The sequence below is a fragment of the Actinocorallia sp. API 0066 genome (assembly GCF_020991275.1).
Lineage (GTDB): Bacteria > Actinomycetota > Actinomycetes > Streptosporangiales > Streptosporangiaceae > Actinocorallia.
Genome location: NZ_JAJLQY010000001.1, coordinates 767,746 through 786,792, shown reverse-complemented (window position 1 = coordinate 786,792; position 19,047 = coordinate 767,746). Strand labels below are relative to the sequence as shown.

At 70.4% G+C, this 19,047-nt stretch carries 14 protein-coding genes; 1 reads left to right on the top strand and 13 read right to left on the bottom strand.

Translation table 11 applies throughout. From position 1 onward, the window contains the following. Positions 1–13: 13 nt before the first annotated feature. The 13 genes from LO762_RS03665 to LO762_RS03605 all read right to left on the bottom strand — a co-directional run bounded on the left by LO762_RS03665 (position 14) and on the right by LO762_RS03605 (position 18,372). Positions 14–961, bottom strand: a complete 948-nt coding sequence (locus LO762_RS03665) for an NADP-dependent oxidoreductase (RefSeq protein WP_230612380.1) — start codon at positions 959–961, stop codon at positions 14–16. Positions 962–1,069: 108 nt separating this feature from the next. After that, positions 1,070–2,053, bottom strand: a complete 984-nt coding sequence (ilvC, locus tag LO762_RS03660; RefSeq protein ID WP_230612841.1) for a ketol-acid reductoisomerase — start codon at positions 2,051–2,053, stop codon at positions 1,070–1,072. A gap of 35 nt (positions 2,054–2,088) precedes the next feature. Then, positions 2,089–2,616 carry an acetolactate synthase small subunit gene (gene ilvN / locus LO762_RS03655; RefSeq protein ID WP_230612378.1) on the bottom strand — a complete coding sequence of 176 codons (528 nt, stop codon included), beginning with the start codon at positions 2,614–2,616 and terminating at the stop codon, positions 2,089–2,091. Continuing rightward, entirely contained in the window at positions 2,616–4,358 is a 1,743-nt protein-coding gene (locus LO762_RS03650) for an acetolactate synthase large subunit (protein ID WP_230612374.1), read from the bottom strand. Before LO762_RS03650 ends, ilvN begins: the two co-directional genes overlap by 1 nt. A gap of 231 nt (positions 4,359–4,589) precedes the next feature. Continuing rightward, positions 4,590–7,262, bottom strand: coding sequence for a bifunctional diguanylate cyclase/phosphodiesterase (locus LO762_RS03645; protein ID WP_230612372.1), 2,673 nt, complete (start codon positions 7,260–7,262; stop codon positions 4,590–4,592). A 317-nt stretch (positions 7,263–7,579) separates the two neighbouring features. Further along, on the bottom strand, positions 7,580–9,082 hold the full coding sequence (gene gatB, locus LO762_RS03640) for an Asp-tRNA(Asn)/Glu-tRNA(Gln) amidotransferase subunit GatB (RefSeq protein WP_230612839.1): 1,503 nt from the start codon (positions 9,080–9,082) through the stop codon (positions 7,580–7,582). Continuing rightward, positions 9,073–9,660 (bottom strand): DUF4276 family protein, encoded by a 588-nt coding sequence (locus LO762_RS03635; protein WP_230612370.1) that lies wholly within the window; start codon positions 9,658–9,660, stop codon positions 9,073–9,075. The genes gatB and LO762_RS03635 overlap by 10 nt, the downstream gene beginning before the upstream one ends. Next, positions 9,657–10,919 carry an AAA family ATPase gene (locus LO762_RS03630; protein WP_230612368.1) on the bottom strand — a complete coding sequence of 421 codons (1,263 nt, stop codon included), beginning with the start codon at positions 10,917–10,919 and terminating at the stop codon, positions 9,657–9,659. The genes LO762_RS03635 and LO762_RS03630 overlap by 4 nt, the downstream gene beginning before the upstream one ends. Before the next feature lie 28 nt (positions 10,920–10,947). Next, positions 10,948–12,432 carry an Asp-tRNA(Asn)/Glu-tRNA(Gln) amidotransferase subunit GatA gene (gene gatA, locus LO762_RS03625; RefSeq protein WP_230612366.1) on the bottom strand — a complete coding sequence of 495 codons (1,485 nt, stop codon included), beginning with the start codon at positions 12,430–12,432 and terminating at the stop codon, positions 10,948–10,950. Beyond that, positions 12,432–12,725, bottom strand: a complete 294-nt coding sequence (gatC, locus tag LO762_RS03620; RefSeq protein ID WP_230612364.1) for an Asp-tRNA(Asn)/Glu-tRNA(Gln) amidotransferase subunit GatC — start codon at positions 12,723–12,725, stop codon at positions 12,432–12,434. The genes gatA and gatC overlap by 1 nt, the downstream gene beginning before the upstream one ends. Positions 12,726–12,857: 132 nt before the next feature. Continuing rightward, positions 12,858–14,927, bottom strand: a complete 2,070-nt coding sequence (locus LO762_RS03615) for a bifunctional diguanylate cyclase/phosphodiesterase (protein WP_230612362.1) — start codon at positions 14,925–14,927, stop codon at positions 12,858–12,860. Between the two features lie 179 nt (positions 14,928–15,106). Then, positions 15,107–17,275, bottom strand: coding sequence for an NAD-dependent DNA ligase LigA (gene ligA, locus LO762_RS03610; protein WP_230612360.1), 2,169 nt, complete (start codon positions 17,273–17,275; stop codon positions 15,107–15,109). Between the two features lie 80 nt (positions 17,276–17,355). Continuing rightward, the gene (locus LO762_RS03605; RefSeq protein ID WP_374201525.1) at positions 17,356–18,372 is read right to left on the bottom strand and encodes a methionine synthase; all 1,017 of its coding nucleotides are present in this window, start codon (positions 18,370–18,372) and stop codon (positions 17,356–17,358) included. 30 nt (positions 18,373–18,402) lie between these two features. On the opposite strand from LO762_RS03605, the gene LO762_RS03600 reads away from it, so the two are divergent. Next, positions 18,403–19,011: a hypothetical protein gene (locus tag LO762_RS03600; protein ID WP_230612356.1), complete on the top strand. Its 609-nt coding sequence runs from the start codon at positions 18,403–18,405 to the stop codon at positions 19,009–19,011. Positions 19,012–19,047 lie beyond the last annotated feature (36 nt).

The following is a 19,047-nucleotide window of genomic DNA, read 5'->3' as shown; positions in this document are numbered from 1 at the left end:
CCGCGCGGGCGGGTCAGAGGACGATGACGGTCTTGCCGTGGGATTTGCCGGAGCGGAGTTGGGCCAGGGTCTTGGGGGCGTCGTCGAGGCGGACCTCGTGTTCCACGCGGACCTTGAGGCGGCCGCCGTCGGCCAGTTCGGCGAGGAGGGCCAGGAGTTCCGGGGTTGTGCGGTTCATGAGGTTGGCGCCCTGGATGTCGATGGCGGCGAGGGCCTCGGGGTCGGCGGCGCCCAGGGTGCTGATGTAGATGCCGCCGCGGCGTAGGACGGCCACCAAGGGCGTGTCGCCGCGGGTCGCCGTCACCAGGTCGATGACGACGTCGATGCCGCCCGGGTGGGACTCCAGGACGTCCTCGACGACACGGTTACGGGTGAAGTCGACCGTCTCCATGGCGCCCAGCTCGGTCAGGTAGTCGGCGATCTCGCCCGGCTCGGCCGTCGCGATGACGTGGGCTCCCTTGTTCGCAGCGAGCTGCACCGCCGACTGGCCGACGCCGCCCGTCGCGCCGTTGATGAGCACAACGGTGCCCGGTTCGATCTTGGTCGTCTCGACCAGGTTGTAGGCGGTGCTCGACGCCGTGGGCAGCGCAGCGGCCCACGTGTAGGGCAGCCCCTCAGGGAACGTCGCGACAGGCCCGTCCTCCGAAGCCACCGCGTAGTCCGCGTACGAGCCCAGGCCGCGCTGGACCTTCATGAACTGCCCGTAGACGGCCTGCCCGACCTGGAACTTGGTGACGCCGGGGCCGACCTTCTCGACCACGCCCGCGCCGTCCGAACCCATGATCATCGGGAACCGGTGCTCGACCGAGCCGCGCATCGCCCCGTCCGCCGCCTTCCAGTCGAACGGGTTGACGCCCGCGACGCGCAGCCGCACCAGGATCTCCCCAGGACCCGCCTCCGGCGCCGGGAGCTCCATCAGCTCCGGCGCTGCCCCGAACTCCCGCACGGCAACAGCACGCATCCTTGTCTCCCCCTCCAGGCGAATCCCGTACCGGGAGAGACCTACCCCAAAGCCGACCGCCCGCACACCCCGGAAAACGGGCGTGCGGGCGGACGGAGGCGGACGACGTCAGTCGTTCAGCCAGGAGAACATCGGGCGCAGCTTCGCGCCGGTCACCTCGATCGGGTGAGAACCCAGCTCCTCGCGGAACTTGAGGTGGTTGGGCTGGCCCGCCTCGAACTCGGCGACCAGCTCGCGCACGAACTCACCGGACTGGATCTCGGCGAGGATCTTCTTCATCTCCGCCTTGGTGTCGGCGGTGATGACGCGCGGGCCACGGGTGTAGCCGCCGAACTCGGCGGTGTCCGACACCGACCAGTACATCTTCTGGATGCCGCCCTCGTACATGAGGTCGACGATCAGCTTCAGCTCGTGCAGGCACTCGAAGTAGGCGACCTCGGGCTGGTAGCCGGCCTCGACCAGCACCTCGAAGCCCGTCTTCACCAGCTCGGCGGTGCCGCCGCACAGCACGGCCTGCTCACCGAACAGGTCGGTCTCGGCCTCCTCGGTGAAGGTGGTCCTGATACCGCCGGCGCGCAGGCCGCCGATGCCCTTGGCGTAGGACAGGGCGAGCGGCCAGGCGCCGCCCGTCTCGTCCTTCTCGACCGCGACGATCACCGGCACGCCGCGACCGGCCTCGAACTGGCGGCGGACCAGGTGGCCCGGACCCTTCGGCGCGACCATGGCCACGTCGACGCCCGCCGGGGGCTCGATCAGGCCGAAGCGGATGTTCAGGCCGTGGCCGAAGAACAGGGCGTCGCCCTCGGCCAGCTCCGGCTTGATGTCGTTCTCGTAGATGCCGCGCTGCAGGTGGTCCGGCGCGAGGATCATGATCACGTTCGCCTCGGCGGCTGCCTCGCGCGGGGTGAGCACGCGCAGGCCGTCGGCCTCGGCCTTGGCCCGGGACTTGGAGCCCTCGGGCAGGCCGACCCGCACGTCGACGCCGGAGTCCCGCAGGGAGAGCGCGTGCGCGTGACCCTGGGAGCCGTAGCCGATCACCGCGACGCTCTTGCCCTGGATGATGCTCAGGTCAGCGTCGTTGTCGTAGAACATCTCAGCCATGGTGGGGCTGTTGCCTTTCTCGTGGGTTACGCGCTGCGCGTTTCGAGCGCACGCAGCGAACGATCGGAGATGGAGCGGGCGCCGCGGCCGACCGCGATGATGCCCGACTGCACCAGTTCCTTGATACCGAACGGCTCCAGGCACTTCAGCAGCGCCTCTAGCTTGTCACGGTTGCCCGTCGCCTCGATGGTCACCGCGTCGGGCGCCACGTCGACGACCTTCGCCCGGAACATCTGGACGATCTCCAGGACCTGGGAGCGGATCTCGGGGCTGGTGGAGACCTTGACGAGGATCAGTTCGCGCTGCACCGACGAGGCCGGGTCCAGCTCGACGATCTTCAGCACGTTGACGAGCTTGTTGAGCTGCTTGGTGACCTGCTCCAGCGGCAGCCCCTGGACGTCCACGACGATCGTGATCCGGGAGATCTCGGGGTGCTCGGTCTCCCCGACGGCCAGGGAGTCGATGTTGAAGCCGCGGCGGGAGAACAGGCCCGCTATGCGGACCAGGACCCCCGGCTTGTTCTCGACCAGAACGGAGAGTGTGTGCCGGCTCATCAGTCTTCGTGCTCCCAGTTCGGCGCGAGGTCCCGCGCGTACTTGATGTCGTCGTTGCTGGCGCCCGCGGCGACCATCGGCCAGACCATCGCGTCGTCGTGCACGACGAAGTCGACGACGACGGGCCGGTCGTTGATCGCCATGGCCTTCTCGATGGCCGCGTCGACCTCTTCGGCGCGCTCGACCCGCAGGCCCTCACAGCCGTAGGCGTCGGCGAGCTTCACGAAGTCGGGGATCCGCTTGGAGTGCAGCTTGGTGTTGGAGTAGCGGCCGTCGTAGAAGAGGGTCTGCCACTGCCGGACCATGCCGAGGTTACCGTTGTTGATCAGGGCGACCTTGATCGGGATGCCCTCGACGGCGCAGGTGACCAGCTCCTGGTTGGTCATCTGGAAGCAGCCGTCGCCGTCGATCGCCCACACCGTCTTGTCGGGCGCGCCGACCTTGGCGCCCATCGCGGCCGGGACGGCGAAGCCCATGGTGCCCGCGCCGCCGGAGTTGATGAACGTGCCGGGGTTCTCGTAGGAGATGAACTGCGAGGCCCACATCTGGTGCTGGCCGACGCCCGCGCAGTACAGCGCGTCCGGGCCGACGAGCCTGCCGAGCCGCTCGATGACGTACTGGGGTGCCAGTTCGCCGTCGGGGGGCGTGTCGTAGCCGAGCGCGTAGGTGGACTTCCACGCGTTGAGCTGCTGCCACCAGGCGGCGTAGTCGGCGGTGCGGCCCGCCGCCTGCTCGGCCTGGACGGCGACGATCAGGTCGGCGATGACCTCGCGGGCGTCGCCGACGATCGGGACGTCGGCGTGCCGGTTCTTGGAGATCTCGGCGGGGTCGATGTCGGCGTGCACGATGGCCGCGCCGGGCGCGAAGCTGTCGAGGCGGCCGGTGACGCGGTCGTCGAAGCGGGCGCCGAGCGCGACGATCAGGTCGGCCTTCTGGAGCGAGCCGACGGCCGCGACGGTGCCGTGCATGCCGGGCATGCCCAGGTGCTGCGGGTGGCTGTCGGGGAAGGCACCCAGGGCCATCAGGGTGGTGATGACGGGCGCGCCGGTCAGCTCGGCCAGGACCCGCAGCTCGGCGGCCGCGCGTGCCTTGAGGACGCCGCCGCCGACGTACAGGACGGGCCGCTTGGCGTCCAGGAGGAGGCGGGCCGCCTCGCGGACCTGCTTGGAGTGCGGCCGGGTGACGGGACGGTAGCCCGGCAGCCTCATCTCCTCGCCCCACACGAAGTCGAAGGTGTGCTGCAGCGCGTCCTTGGCGATGTCGACCAGGACCGGCCCGGGACGCCCGGTGGAGGCGATGTGGAACGCCTCGGTGATCGTCCTGGCGATGTCACGCGGGTCGGTCACCAGGAAGTTGTGCTTGGTGATCGGCAGGGTGATGCCGGAGATGTCGGCTTCCTGGAAGGCGTCGGTGCCGATCGCCGCGGACGGAACCTGGCCGGTGACGGCGACCATGGGGACCGAGTCCATGTAGGCGTCCGCGATCGGCGTCACCAGGTTGGTGGCGCCGGGGCCCGACGTCGCCATACAGACGCCGACCCGGCCCGTGGCCTGGGCGTAGCCCTGGGCCGCGTGGCCCGCCCCCTGCTCGTGGCGGACGAGGATGTGCCGCAGCTTCGCTGAGTCGTAGAGCGGGTCGTAAGCCGGAAGGATCGCCCCGCCCGGAATCCCGAACACGGTGTCGACGCCGACGTTCTCCAGGGCACGGACCAGCGCCTGAGCCCCGGTCATCTGCTCGGTCATCTGCATTTCCTTCGGAAGGAGGGGAGGGTGGAGAAGGTGTGTGGCCAACAAAAAACCCCTCGCGCCTTACGGCGGTCGAGGGGAGCGCGCATGCCGAGAACCTTGGCTCAGGCTGCGCGCCTGCCAAGTACTACGAGGATGCGGAAGCTGCTTTGCACACCACTACTTTTGCCGATGTGGCACCTCCAGGTCAAATCCATGTTGCGGATGTCTCAGGAGGTGAGATAAAGGTCAGCCCGCCTGGACGCCGGGGAGCGGCACGACGCCAGGCCTGATCTCGGCGTCCACCCGGGCCGCCGACATGGGACGTGCCACGTGGAAGCCCTGTCCGCGGTGGCAGCCCATCTCTCTGAGGATCTCCTGTTGCCGCGCGCTCTCGATGCCTTCGGCGACTACGGTCAGACCCAAATCCGACCCCAGGCGGATGATCGTGCGGGTGAGGAGGGCTCGGGTCTCGTCCTCCTCCAGGCCCGCGGTGAACGACGGGTCGATCTTGATGACGTCGACGGGGAGCTGGCCGAGGAAGGCGAGCGAGGCGTAGCCGGTGCCGAAGTCGTCGATCGCCAGGCGGACGCCGAGATCCCTGAGCGCGGCGAGGCGGGCGGCGTGCTGCTCGTCGCCCTGCGCCTGCTCCACGAGGACCTCCTCCTTCACCTCAAGGGTGAGGGCGTGCGGCGGGAGGCCGGTCTCGGTGAGGGCGGCGGCGACCGTCCCGGCGATCTTCGGGGAGGCGATCTGCCGCGCGGTGAAGTTCACCGACAGGCCGATCTCCCAGCCCTGCGCCCGCCAGCGCGCCACCTCAGCACACGCCTCGCGCAGCACCCAGGCCCCGAGCTGGACGATGAGCCCCGACTCCTCGGCGGTGCCCAGGAACTCCTCAGGAGGCACCTGACGGCCGTCGCGGCGCCATCGGGCGAGCGCCTCCACCCCGGTGACCTTGCCGTCGGCGAGATCCACCACGGGCTGGAACTCGACCTCGAACTCCTCGGCGGCCAGCGCCCGCTGGAGGTCGCTGCTCAACTCCATCCGGCGGACCACCGCCGCGTGCATCTGGGTCGCGAACACCTCGACCCGGCCGCCGCCCAACTCCTTCGCCCTGGTCATCGCCAGGTCGCCGTTGCGGATCAGGGAGGCCGAGCCCGTCTCGTCCAGGCTGTGCGCCTCGGTGGTGGAGGCGAGGTCGTCGTCAGCGAAGGCCACGCCTATCCCGGCCGTCAGGGCGATGCCGCGCTCCCCCACCCGGTAGGGCTCGCCGGACAGGACGCGCAGGAGCCGTTCGGCCAGGTCCACCACGGACTGGGCGTCGGGGGCGGCCTCCACGAGGACGGCGAACTCGTCGCCGCCCCAGCGGGCCACCGTGTCCGTCGCGGGGACGGCCGCGCGCAGCCGCCGCGCCGCCTGGGCGAGCACCTGGTCGCCCGCCGCGTGCCCCGCCGAGTCGTTGACGGCGGTGAACCCGTCGAGGTCAACGAAGATCACCGCGCCGGTGGCGCCGCCGCGGGTCAGCACCTGGCGGGTCCGCTCCTCGAAGTAGGCGCGGTTGGGCAGGCCCGTCAGCCCGTCGTGGAACGTCAGGTGGTCCACCTGGCGCTTGAGCGCCGCCTCCTCCGACAGGTCGCGGACGGTGATCAGCACACGTCCCGGGGCGTACCGGGAGAACGTGGACTCCGTCGGGAGCCAGGTGCCGTCCTCGGTGCGCAGGCGGCACGCCAGTCGTAGCGGCTGCTCGGCCTCCTGCTCGCAGCGGCCCAACGCCGCCTCGACCTCGGCGACGTCCTCGGGGTGCAGCAGCTCGGTCAGCGGCCTGCCGAGCAGGTCCGGCAGCGCGTGCGCGGTGGTCCACTGCTCGCCCGCGTTGACGTACTGGACGGTGCCCGGCTCGTCACAGATCAGCACCAGGTCCTCGACGCTCTCGGCCAGCGCCCTGAAGTGCTCCTCGCCCGCCCGGATCTCCGACTTCAGCCTGTCGTTCTCGCGCAGCAGGTCGGTCAGCCGGGCGATGAGGACGAGCAGCGCCGTCCCCGCGACGATCAGGACGACCGGCTCGACCGGGCGGCTGCCCGTCAGGGTGTGCCCGGCGACGAACATCGCGGCGGCGCCCGCCAGCAGCGCGGGCGCGATGCCGGGGCCGACCATCCGGCCGCGCGGGCCGCCGCGCCGGGCCGCGGTGCCGATCCACGGGACCGCGCCGAGCAGCAGCAGACCCGCGAACCGCAGGACGTCGCCCAGCACCGAGGTTCCGCTCTCCAGCCTGACGACGGTGCTGACCACGTCACCCGCGGCGATCGTCAGCAGCGCGACGTAAGCGATGACGGTTGTGGGGCGCTGCCTGCGGGCCGCGCCCAACACGAACGGGAGCAGCGCGCAGATGAGCACCACGTCCAGGAGCGGGAACAGCAGCTCGCTGAGGAACTGGGCGGGCGACTCGTCCGACATCCGGAACAACCGCCCGAACACCGTGTCCCAGCCCAGGACGAACAGGGCGACACCGCACACATAGGAATCCGCGGTATGTCTCAGCCACTGCCGAGGCGACCGCGGCAACCTCGTCGGCACCACAAAACCCGCGGCCATCGCGACGATCGCCGCGACATGGAACAGATCGGCCAGCGACAGCGTCATCACCTGGCCGGGCAGCACGATCTGCGAGATCGCGCGGACCACCGCGCCGACCCCCCACAGACCCGCCGCCGCGCCGAACCAGCGCCACGAGGCGGTGTCGCCCGGCTTCTGCCAGGCCGCGTACCAGAGGCTCCCGCAGGCCGCGGCGCCCGCGCCCGCGGCGAACCAGTCACTCGTCCAGCCGAACAGCGCGCCGATCGCGTACAGGCCGCCGAGCACGGCGACGATGGTCAGCGGCAGGGCCTGCGCCGGGAGTCGGCGCGGCGCTTCCTCGCCCGTCATCGTCGTTCGTGCTCCTGGTTTCTTGCGGCTCGATCCGCGGCCCGGAAGAGAGCAGGCGGCGCTGCCTGGACCGGCGCCGACCCGTGTCGGCACCGTGCCCATCAATCTACGTTCCGTAGGTCACGGAGCGATTGAGGGTGAGTGCCCATCCGGCGACAGAATCTCACGGCGCGTAATCGCGGCAGGGCAGGCGGTACCCCGGATTGCCGATTTGTGATCAGGAAGACAGCTGATTGCCGCCACCGGGACACTGCGTGATCACCTCGCGGTGACGGCGGCCGAAGGTGGCCGCGACCGCCGTCACGGTGCGTCGCCGCTCAGGACTGGCCGAGCCGCTCCAGGATCAGCTCGCGGGCCCGGCCCGCGTCGGCCTGGCCCCGGCTCGCCTTCATGATCGCGCCGACCAGCGCGCCCGCCGCCGCGACCTTGCCGTCACGGACCTTCCGCGCGGCGTCCGCGTTCTCCGCGATCACCTGGTCGACCAGGGCGAGCAACGCGCCCTCGTCACTCACGACCTTCAGGCCGCGCCCGGCCACGACCTCGTCCGGGGTGCCCTCGCCCGCGAGCACCCCCTCAAAGACCTTCCTGGCGAGCTTGTCGTTCAGCTCGCCCGCGTCCACCAGCGCCTGGATCCGGGCGACCTGCGCGGCGGTGATCGGCAGCGCCGCCAACTCGACACCCCGCGCCGTCGCCGTCCGGGACAGCTCGTTCATCCACCACTTGCGGGCGGCGCCCGGCGCGGCACCCGCCGCGACCGTCTCCTCGATGAGGTCGAGGGCGCCCGCGTTGATCACGTCGCGCAGCTCCTCGTCCGTCAGCGACCAGGCCGCCTTCACCCGGACGCGGCGGGCGGCGGGCAGCTCCGGCAGGGTCGCGCGGATCTCCTCCACCCACGCCCTGGACGGCGCCACCGGCACCAGGTCCGGCTCGGGGAAGTACCGGTAGTCCTGCGCCTCCTCCTTCGACCGGCCGGGGCTCGTGCTCCCGTCGCCCTCGTGGAAGTGCCGGGTCTCCTGGACGATCCTGCCGCCCGCGTCCAGGACGCCCGCCTGCCGCTCGACCTCGAACCGGACCGACCGCTCGACGCTGCGCAGCGAGTTGACGTTCTTCGTCTCGGTCCGGGTGCCCCACTCGGCGGCGCCCTTCGGCATGAGGGACACGTTCACGTCGCACCGCATGGAGCCCTCCTCCATCCGGACGTCCGAGGCCCCCAGCGCCCGGACGAGCTCACGCAGCTCGGTCGCGTACGCGCGGGCCACCAGCGGCGCCTTCTCCTCGGTGGCCTCGATCGGCTTGGTGACGATCTCGATCAGCGGGATGCCGGACCGGTTGTAGTCGACCAGGGAGTAGTCGGCGCCATGGATCCGTCCGGTGGCACCACCCACGTGGGTGGACTTCCCGGTGTCCTCCTCCAGGTGCGCCCGCTCGATCCCGATCCGGTACGTCTCCCCCTCGACCTCGACGTCCAGGTACCCGTCGAAGCAGATCGGCTCGTCGTACTGCGAGATCTGGAAGTCCTTCGGCATGTCCGGATAGAAGTAGTTCTTCCGCGCGAACCGACACCACTCGGCGATCTCACAGTTCAGCGCGAGCCCGATCCTGATCGCGAACTCGATCGCCTTCTCGTTCACCACCGGCAACGCCCCCGGCAACCCCAAACACACCGGACAAACCTGACCGTTCGGCTCCCCCCCAAACCCCGTAGAACACCCACAGAACATCTTCGACGCCGTCCCCAACTCAATATGCGTCTCAATGCCCAAAACCGGCGAGTACCTACCCAGCGCCTCACCAAACGGAACCAACGTGCTCACAGATATCCCAGTCCTTTCAGGGCTTCTTTGGTGTCGTCCGCCCACCGGGCGAAGGCAGGTACCCGTCCCAGCACCTGCAGGCTGATGTCCTCGCCGAGGAGTCCAAAATAGTCCGCCGGATCGCTGACCCGCGCGGGCTTCACCACCCGGGCGAGCAGCGCCTTGGGCTTCGGCTCCCGCTCGACCGCCGCCGGATCGCGGGGAAGCAGGTCGGTCCGTGCTCCCCGGAGCCGCTGGAAAGCCGCCGGATCGGCGAGCATCCAGGACTCCGTCTCCCGCTTGGGCACCAGGACGACGGCGGCACAGGCCAGGACCGGCAGCAGGGCGTCCGCCTCGTGCGCCTCGGAGAAGTCGGCGTGGACGAAGACGAGATGGCATCGCCGCCCCAGTGCTCGGGCGGCCTCGGTGAACAGCTCTTTGCCGTGCTTCTTGACCCGGGGGGACGGCACGGTCTCCAGAAGATCAAAGTCCGCCGCGCGGTTCCGGACGAGTTCCGCGGCGAGATAGCGGTCGATCACCGGCAGGAGGAAGTCCTGATCGGACTCGCCTTCGGTGACCAGGCCGGGACGCAACGGTCGGCTCACAGGTCACCGGCCCGTACCGTGCCCAGGAACCTTTCCACGTCCCAAGGTGTGGCGGCCGTACCGGTCGCCGCGTCCGTCCTGACCGGCAGCACACGGGTCACCCGGGAGCTCCGCTTCCTGGACCCGTCGATCCGCGTCACCATCTCGGAGAAGCGCAGACTCTCCGGGTTCCGTTCCCACAACGCCGACACCAACGCGGGTGAGTGTGAGGTGACCAGCACCTGCCGCAGGCTGTCGGGCTCGCCGCTTCCATCCGCACCCGGAAGATCTCTTGTCAGGCGGCGGACGAGTTCGGCGACCCGCCCCGGATGGAAACCGTTCTCGATCTCCTCGACCGCGAGCACACCCTGATGAACCGTGTCATGCGCCGCCGCCAGCAGCGCCAGCGCCCGCAGGGTCCCATCGGACAGCGCGCGCGGCAGCACCGCGCCGGTCCCCGCGAAGACCGCGTCGAAGTCGTACTCCTGCCGCCGCTTGTCCAACAGTGGCTTGACAGCTTTGAGGCCCGGAATCAGCGCGATGAGATCCGCCTCAAGCCGCCACAGCTCGCCGATGTCGTCCAGCCGGAACAGCACGGCGGCCAGGTTCCGGCCGTCCGACGCCAACGGACTCCGATCCGGCGCGGGGGCCGGGAGCCGCATCAAGCCGGGGTTGAGCACATGCGGACGCCAGGACTGGCATTCGTCCCGGAACATCAAAGCGAGAATCGAGCGGTCAGGCTGAGAGCCCTCGCTCAGGAGGGATATCGGTGGAACCGGGACCTCGCGCTTTGGATCCCTCGTCCACAGAACCCTGCCGTCGGAGTAGGAATGGACAAAGGAGAAGTGCCGAACGTCCAAATTGCCTCGCCCTGGCAGCTCGGTCAGTTCGTCTGACGGAACGACCCGGAGGAAACCCTCCGCGAAGCGTGGATCTTGACCATCGCTCTTCTCTAGGACGATTTGGCACACCATCGGCACGACGATTCGGTACCTCCCGCCGCTCAACAGACTCCCCACGAGCGCGGTGACCGTGATCGTCGCCCGGTCGACCGTGGTGCCGTCGTCGAACCTGTGGAACATGTCGAGGGCCGAGCCGCGCTCCTGGCGGGTGAGTGCTCCGGCCGGACCGTGTTCCAGGACGTCGGCTACGAGGGTGAGGGCGTCGAAGAGGTTGCTTTTGCCGGAGGCGTTGGGGCCGATCAAGGCCAGGAAGGGGGGGACGTCGAGTTCGAAGTCCAGGAAGGACTTGAAGCCGTTGATCTTGATGTGGGTGATCATGTGACGTCCTGGCCCCTTCTGGTGGTGCCTAGAGGGCTGGGGCCTTGGTGAGGAGGGGGGAGGACCAGCGGGATTCGAGGGCGGTTTCGACGGCGGCGGCGACCCGGTAGCAGCGGTCGTCCGCTAGGGCCGGGGCCATGATCTGGAGGCCGACCGGGAGGTTGTCCTCGTCGGCGAGGCCGCAGGGGACGGAGATGGCGGCGTTGCCGGCCATGTTGGACGGGATGGTGCAGAGGTCTGCCAGGTACATGGCCATCGGGTCGTCGGCGCGTTCGCCGATGGGGAAGGCGGTGGTGGGCGTCGTCGGGGAGATGAGGACGTCCACCTGGGTGAAGGCCGCCTCGAAGTCGCGGGTGATGAGGGTGCGGACCTGCTGTGCCTTGCCGTAGTAGGCGTCGTAGTAGCCGGACGACAGGGCGTAGGTGCCGAGGATGATGCGGCGCTTCACCTCGGGGCCGAACCCGGCCGCGCGGGTGAGGGCCATGACCTCTTCGGCCGAGCGGGTGCCGTCGTCGCCGACACGCAGGCCGTAACGCATCGCGTCGAAGCGCGCGAGGTTCGAGGACGCCTCGGACGGGGCGATCAGGTAGTAGGAGGCGAGCGCGTAGGTGAACGCCGGGCAGGACACCTCGACGACCTTCGCGCCGAGCGACTCCAGCAGCTCCACGGTCTCGTTGAAGCGGTTCAGCACGCCCGACTGGTAGCCCTCGCCCGCGAACTCCTTGACGACGCCGACCCGCAGCCCCGCGACGTCCCCCTGACGGGCCGCCGCGACGACGGGCGGAACCGCCTCGTCGACGGATGTCGAGTCGCGCGGGTCGTATCCGGAGAACGCCTCGTGCAGCAGCGCCGCGTCCAGGACGTTCCGGGCGAACGGCCCGGGAGTGTCCAGCGAGGACGCGAACGCCACAAGGCCGTACCGGGAGGATCCGCCATAGGTCGGCTTCATCCCGACGATCCCCGTGACGGCGGCGGGCTGCCGGATCGAGCCGCCCGTGTCCGTCCCGGTGGCCAGCGGGGCCTCGTAGGCGGCGACGGCGGCTGACGAGCCGCCCGAGGAGCCGCCCGGGATGCGGGTGAGGTCCCACGGGTTGCTGGTGACCTGGTAGGCGCTGTTCTCGGTGGAGGAGCCCATCGCGAACTCGTCCATGTTGGTCTTGCCGAGGATCACCAGGCCCGCGGCGCGCAGCCGCTCGGTCACGGTCGCGTCGTAGGGCGGCACCCAGCCTTCGAGGATCTTGGACGCGCACGTGGTCGGCATGTCCTTGGTGGTGAACACGTCCTTGTGCGCGATCGGCACCCCGGCGAGCGGGCCCAGCTCCTCGCCCTCGGCGCGGCGGCGGTCCACGTCGGCGGCCTGCTCCAGGGCGCGCTCGGCGGCGACGTGCAGGAAGGCGTTGACCCTGCCCTCGACCTGCTCGATCCGCTCCAGGTGGGCCCGCGTCACCTCGACGGAGGTCGTCTCGCCGGACGCGATGAGGGCGCCCAGCTCGGCTGCGGTCTTGAAGATCATCAGTCCTCCTCCAGGATCCGCGGCACCCGGAACCGCTCGTCCTCGGCGGCCGGGGCGCCCGACAGCGCCTCGGCGGTGCCCAGGGACGGGCGCACCTCGTCGGCGCGGAAGACGTTGACCAGCGGCAGGGCGTGCGTGGTCGGCGGGATGTCCTCGGCGGCGACCTCCTGCACCCGCGCGACCGCGGACACGATCGCGTCGAGCTGGACGGCGAAGTGGTCGAGCTCCTCGTCGCCGAGAGCGAGCCTGGAGAGCCGGGCGAGGTGCGCTACCTCGTCACGGGTGATGGACATAGAAGAAGCCGTTCCGAAGTGATCGACGGGGATTCACCCCCATCCTATGACCTGTTCGATTGGGCCGGGGGCCAGGCGCTTTCTCAACCCCGACTTCGTCGGGAGCGCCTGCCCCGGCCTGTGGCCGCCCGCTCAGCGCGGTGCGACGGAGGCGGGTGAGCGCGGCACCCGGCGGCGCATCCAGGCGGTGGCGTCTTCCGGCGCCATGGGACGGCCCAGGTGCCAGCCCTGGCCGCTGTCGCAGCCCATCTCGCGGAGGCGGGCGGTGGTGGCGGCGTCCTCGACGCCCTCGGCGACGGAGCGGAGCCCGAGGGTGCGGACGAGGTCGATGATGGACTGGACGATCACCGCGTCCTCGCCGGACTCGGTGAGCCGCCGCACGAACGAGGCGTCGATCTTGACCTCGCCGACGGGCAGCCGCTTGAGCCGGACGAGCGAGGAGTAGCCGGTGCCGAAGTCGTCGAGGCTGAGCGGGATGTTGAGTTCGGCGAGCGCCTTGACGGTCTCGGAGGCGTAGGCGGACTCGTTCATGAGGATGCGCTCGGTGATCTCCAGGCCGAACGCCGTGGCGGGCAGCCGTCTGGCCATCAGCTCGCCGGTGATCGTCTCGGCGAGCTGCCCGTCGAGGAGGTCGCGGCCGGAGACGTTGACGGTGACCTGCACGGGGAGCCCGTCGGCCCACCAGGTGTGCGCCTGGGCGAGCGCCTCCCTGACGACGTAGTGGGTGATCGCCTTCATCAGGTAGGTCTGTTCGGCGAGCGGGAGGAACTCCTCGGGGGCGAGCAGGCCGCGTTCGGGATGCCGCCAGCGGAGCAGCCCCTCCATGCCGAGCAGCCCGTCGTCGGAGAGCCTGACCTTGGGCTGGTAGTGCAGTTCGAGTTCGCGTCTGTCGATGCCGCGGCGCAGGTCGCCGAGCAGGCCGAGCCGGGCCGGGGAGTTGCGGTCGCTGGCGGGCGAGTAGATCTCGACGCCGGTGCGGCTCTCCTTGGCGACGTACATGGCGACGTCGGCGCGCTGGAGCAGCAGTTCGAAGTCGGGCGCGTGGTCGGGGCTGAGCGCGATGCCGACGCTGCCCTCCAGGTCGAAGCTCATGCCGTCGAGGCGGACGGGTTCGCTGAGCGCGGCGCGCAGCCGGATGGCGACCTCGCGGGCGGCGGGCACGTCGCGGACGGACGGGAGCAGCACCGCGAACTCGTCGCCGCCGAGCCGGGCCACGAGGTCGCCGGGCCGGACGCTGTGCGTGAGCCGGTGCGCGACGATCTGGAGGAGCCGGTCGCCGGTGGGGTGGCCGAGGGTGTCGTTGACCTCCTTGAAGCGGTCCAGGTCGAGGAGGAACAGCCCGACCTTCTGGAGCCTGTCTCCGCGCGCCTCCCTGAGTTGGCGGGCCAGCAGCGCCTCTTCGGCGCGCAGGAAGAGCAGCTTGCGGTTGGGCAGGCCGGTGAGCCCGTCGTGCAGCGCCTGGTGTTCGCGCCGGACGGACGCGGCGGCGGTGAGGTACACGGCGGTGAACGGGAGGATGATCAGTGGAATGAACGCCGGGGAGCGGTCCACCACCACCACGATGATCGGCGCCAGCCCCAGGAGTGCCAGATGGGCGAGCACCTGGTAGGCGAGGTCCCAGCGCAGCACCCGGAGCAGCCCGACCCGCTCGTGCAGGGCGACGGCCCCGCCGACGAGCACGTCGTTGACGGCGAAGTACGTCATCCCGGCGAGCATGACGGCGCCGAGGTCGGCGCCGTGCGGCACCCAGGTGTGCACGGGCGAGGCGGTGATGCCGAAGCCCCACAGCACCGCGGCGGCGGCGCCCTGCGCGAGCGCGTACTGGGCGACGTTGAAGGCGGTGCGGTGCGCGGAGCGGCGCCGGAACACGCCGCAGATGACCAGCGCGGCGCCCTGGAGCAGCAGGGCGAGCGGCAGGCCCGCGTACAGCAGGGCGGCGAAGGTGAAGGTGGTGGACGTGGACGCGCCGTTGTTCTCGTTGGACCCTGGCGTGATGATCGGTTTGAGCTCGCCGAACACGACGAAGCCCGCGAGGAGCCAGAACCGGGGCTCCCCCAAGACCGTCCACAGCTCAAGAGGGGTGAGCTGCGGCACCGCGAGCAGGAGCACGAGCGCGCCGGCGACGGTGACCGCGGACAGGTAGCTCCACAGCGGCGAGCCGGTGCGGGGCCGCGTGTCCCGCGTGTTGTTCGGGTCCTTCATTCAGCTTCCTCAGGGACACACCGGATTGAGGTTCAAACAGGTGCTCATGAGGAGAGTAAGGCTTTGGCTCAGCTTTACGAAACCGGATGGGTACGTTCTGTTACTCACCGATTGATAGCGAAATCGGCATTTGTGCCGGTTTTTCGCCTAGCTTAGGGGCCTTCCCCGGGGAAATCCGGTTACTCCTGGTTCAGGGTTACGGCTTTGGCCGCATCCGGCCCCTCGTTCAGCAGCACCCGGAACCCCGCCTCGTCCAGGAGGGGAACGCCCAGCTCAACCGCCTTGTCATGCTTGGAACCGGCGTTCTCGCCCACCACGACAAAAGATGTCTTCTTCGACACCGAACCGGCAGCCTTCCCCCCGAGGTTCTGGATCGCCTCCTTGGCCGAATCCCGGCTGAACCCCTCCAGCGACCCGGTGACGACGATCGTCAGGCCCGCAAGGGGGCGCGGCGCGTCCAGCGCGGTGGTGTCCTCCAGCACAACGCCCGCCGCCTTCCACTTGGCGACGATCTCCCGGTGCCAGTCGACCTTCCACCACTCGATGATCGACTGGGCGATGGTCGGGCCGATGCCGTCGACGGCCGTCAGCTCCTCCTCGGTGGCGGCGAAGATCCGGTCCAGGGAGCGCATCTCGCGGGCGAGGTCCTCGGCCGCGCGGGGGCCGACGTGCCGGATCGACAGCGCGACGAGGAACCGCCACAGCGGCTTGGTCCTGGCCTTCTCCAGCTCGGTGAACAGCGTCTCGACGACCTTCTTCGGGCTGCCGTCCTTGACGTTGGCGAAGAACGTGACGACCTTGTCTTCCCCGGTCTTGGGGTCGATCTTCGGGGTGCCGGAGTCCTGGTCGAGGACGAGGCTGCGGATCGGGAGCAGCTTGTCGACCGTCAGGTGGAACAGGTCGCCCTCGTCCTTCACGGGCGCGTCCACCGGCTCCAGCGGCTGGGTGAGCGCGGTGGCGGCGACGTAGCCGAGCGCCTCGATGTCCAGCACGGTGCGCTTGCCCATAAAGAAGATCCGCTCGCGTAGCTGGCCGGGGCAGGACCGCGAGTTGGGGCAGCGGATGTCCTTGTCGGCCTCCTTGGCGGGGGCCAGCTCGGTGCCGCACTCGGGGCAGTGCTCGGGCATGACGAACGCGCGCTCGGTGCCGTCGCGCAGCTCCACCACCGGGCCGACGATCTCGGGGATGACGTCGCCCGCCTTGCGCAGCACCACGGTGTCGCCGATCAGCACGCCCTTGCGCGCCACCTCGAACCTGTTGTGCAGGGTGGCCCGCTCGACGGTCGAGCCCGCCACCGACACCGGCTCCATCAGCCCCCACGGGGTGACGCGCCCGGTACGCCCCACGCCGACCTTGATGTCCAGCAGCTTCGTGCGGACCTCCTCGGGCGGGTACTTGAACGCGATCGCCCAACGCGGCGCCCGGCTCGTGGACCCCAGCCGCCGCTGCAACGACAGCTCGTTGACCTTCACGACAACGCCGTCGATCTCGTAGACGGGCTCGTGCCTGTGCTCGCCGTAGTACGCGATGTACTCCTTGACCGCCGCGAGGTCGGGCAGCACCTTGTACCTGTCGCTCACCGGCAGGCCCCAGGCGGCGAACAGCTCGTAGACGGCGCTCTGGCTCTCCGGGACCGCCGGGCCGCCCTGCCACGCGCCGAACCCGTGCACGATCATCGTCAGCGGGCGCTGCGCGGTGATCCGCGGGTCCTTCTGGCGGAGCGCCCCGGCCGCGGTGTTGCGCGGGTTGCGGAACGGCTCCTCGCCCGCCGCCGCGCGCGTCTCGTTGAGCTTCCTGAAGACCTCGACGGGCATGAGGACCTCGCCGCGGATCTCCACCAGCTCGGGCACGTCGGGGCCCGTCAGCTCGGTGGGGATCGACGCGATGGTCCTGACGTTGTTCGTCACGTCCTCGCCGGTGACGCCGTCGCCGCGGGTGACGCCGCGGACCAGGCGGCCGTTCTCGTAGGTGAGCGCGATGGCCAGGCCGTCGATCTTCAGCTCGCACAGGTAGCCGCCGACGGGCGCGCCCTCCAGCGACGCCTCAAGGCGCTCGGCCCAGACGCCGAGCTCCTCGTCGTTCATCGCGTTGTCGAGGCTCTGCATCTTCTCCAGGTGGCGAACCGACGCGAAGTCGGTGGTGATCGGCGTGCCGACCGTCTGGGTGGGCGAGTCCGGGGTGACGAGCTCCGGAAACCGCTCCTCGAGCTCCTGGAGTTCGCGCATCAGCGTGTCGTACTCGATGTCGCTGAGGACCGGCTGGTCGAGGATGTAGTACCGGTAGTTGGCGTCGCGCAGCTCGCGCGCCAGCTCCGTGTGCCGCTCGAAGGGCTGCTGCTCGGCGTTCATCTCGGTCCTCCCGCTCACTCCGCGGGCCGTCCCTGCCCGCGCCCCCCATCTTCCCGTCTGGGTCTGACAGTTCGCGCCGGTCACTCGGGGGTGTCGGCCAGCGAAACGGCGGCTTTCCGGCAGTGCGCGAGCGCCTGCCTGACATACCTGGACGAAGCCCCGGCCATCCCGCACGCGGGCGTCACCACGACCTGCCGGGTGATGTCGCCGGGCGGGAACCCGAGCCGCCGCCACAGGTCCCGGACGGGCTGGACGGACCTCGCCGGTTCCGGCAGCCGGGCGTCCACCCCGGGCACAACGCCGAAGAGGAACCCGATCCCGGACTCGATCGCCTCACCGAGGACGTCGTCGTCGCGCGGCGGCACCGCCGCGATCTCGAACGACAGCGCCCTGGCCCCGGCGCCCAGCAGGACGCCGAAGGGGACGTCGCGGGCGCAGCAGTGCACGATCGGGAACGCGCCGGACTCCTCGATCACCCTGCGCAGCCCCTCTTCCGCGACGGGCGCGGCGACCGACCTGAGCGTGCGGAAGCCGCTCGCCGTAGGCACCCGGCCCGCCAGCACCGCGGGCAGCCCCGGCTCGTCCACCTGGAGCAGCACCTCGGCGCGCGGGACACGGCGGCGCACCTCGGCCACGTGGTTCTTGACGCCCTCGGCCAACGAGTCGATGAGGTCGCGCACCGCCCCCGCGTCACGCAGGGCGCGCGCGCCGGACGGCAGCTCGACGGACGCGGCCAGCGTCCACGGCCCGCACACCTGGATCTTCACCGGCCCCTCGGGCGCCTGCTCCTCCAGCAGGTCCAGATCCCACTTCATGAGGTCCTGGGCGCGCCGCAGATCAACGCCGGGCCGGTCGGCGAACCGCCAGCCGGACGGCTGGAGGTGCACGGGCAGCTCGACGAGCAGGCCCGCGGACCTGCCGATCATGTCGGCGCCGGGGCCCCGGTCGGGCAGTTCGGGCAGGTGCGGGAGCGGCAGCTCACCGAAGGCGATCTTGGCGACCTCGGCGGCGTCGGTGCCCGGATAGGAGCCGACGCCGGTGGCGCTCGCGTCGGGCCAGGGAAGACTCACCCGCCCATTCTCCCCGCCATTCCGCATGCGCCGGTCGGTGCTCTATTCTGCCGGGCCATGCGCGCCCCCCGGCTCAGCCCGGCTCCGCGGCAGGTCCTGCCGACCGCCGTCATGGCCGCGTGCCTGGCGTTCGCCACGGCGTGCGGAGGCTACGACCCCGTGGGACGGCTCGACCACCCGCCCCTCCCGAAGCCGGACGTGTGCGCCGACCTGCCGGAGGACCTGGTCCGGACGGCGCTGGGCCGCAAGCCGTCGTCCTGCCTCACCAGCTCCGACGACGGCGCGTACGGCGCGCGCTTCACCGCCGCCGCAGGAGCGGGCTCGCAGGGCGCGGCCTCCCTCGTCGTCTCCTATCTGGGCCGCTACGACCGGAACACGGGCCTGGACTTCTGGGAGGTCTACGGCTACGTGGAGAAGCAGCGGGTGACGCTCATCGGGGTGGGCGAGGACGGCGTCTACGACCCGGAGACGGGCGTCGCGGCGGCCGTCGCGGCGCAGTTCATCGTCAGGGTCGTGGTGCAGAAGAGCGACGGGTCGGGCCCGCCCGCCGACGCGGCGGAGCGGTTGATGCCCGTGTTGGAGGCGGCGCTGGAGCTCGGTGCCAGCGCAACGCCGTCGCCGTCGCCGTCGGCGCGGCCGCCCTCGGCCCCCGTAATAGCCCCGTAACCGCGAGTTCTCATGTCCGTATCCTGCCTATCGCCG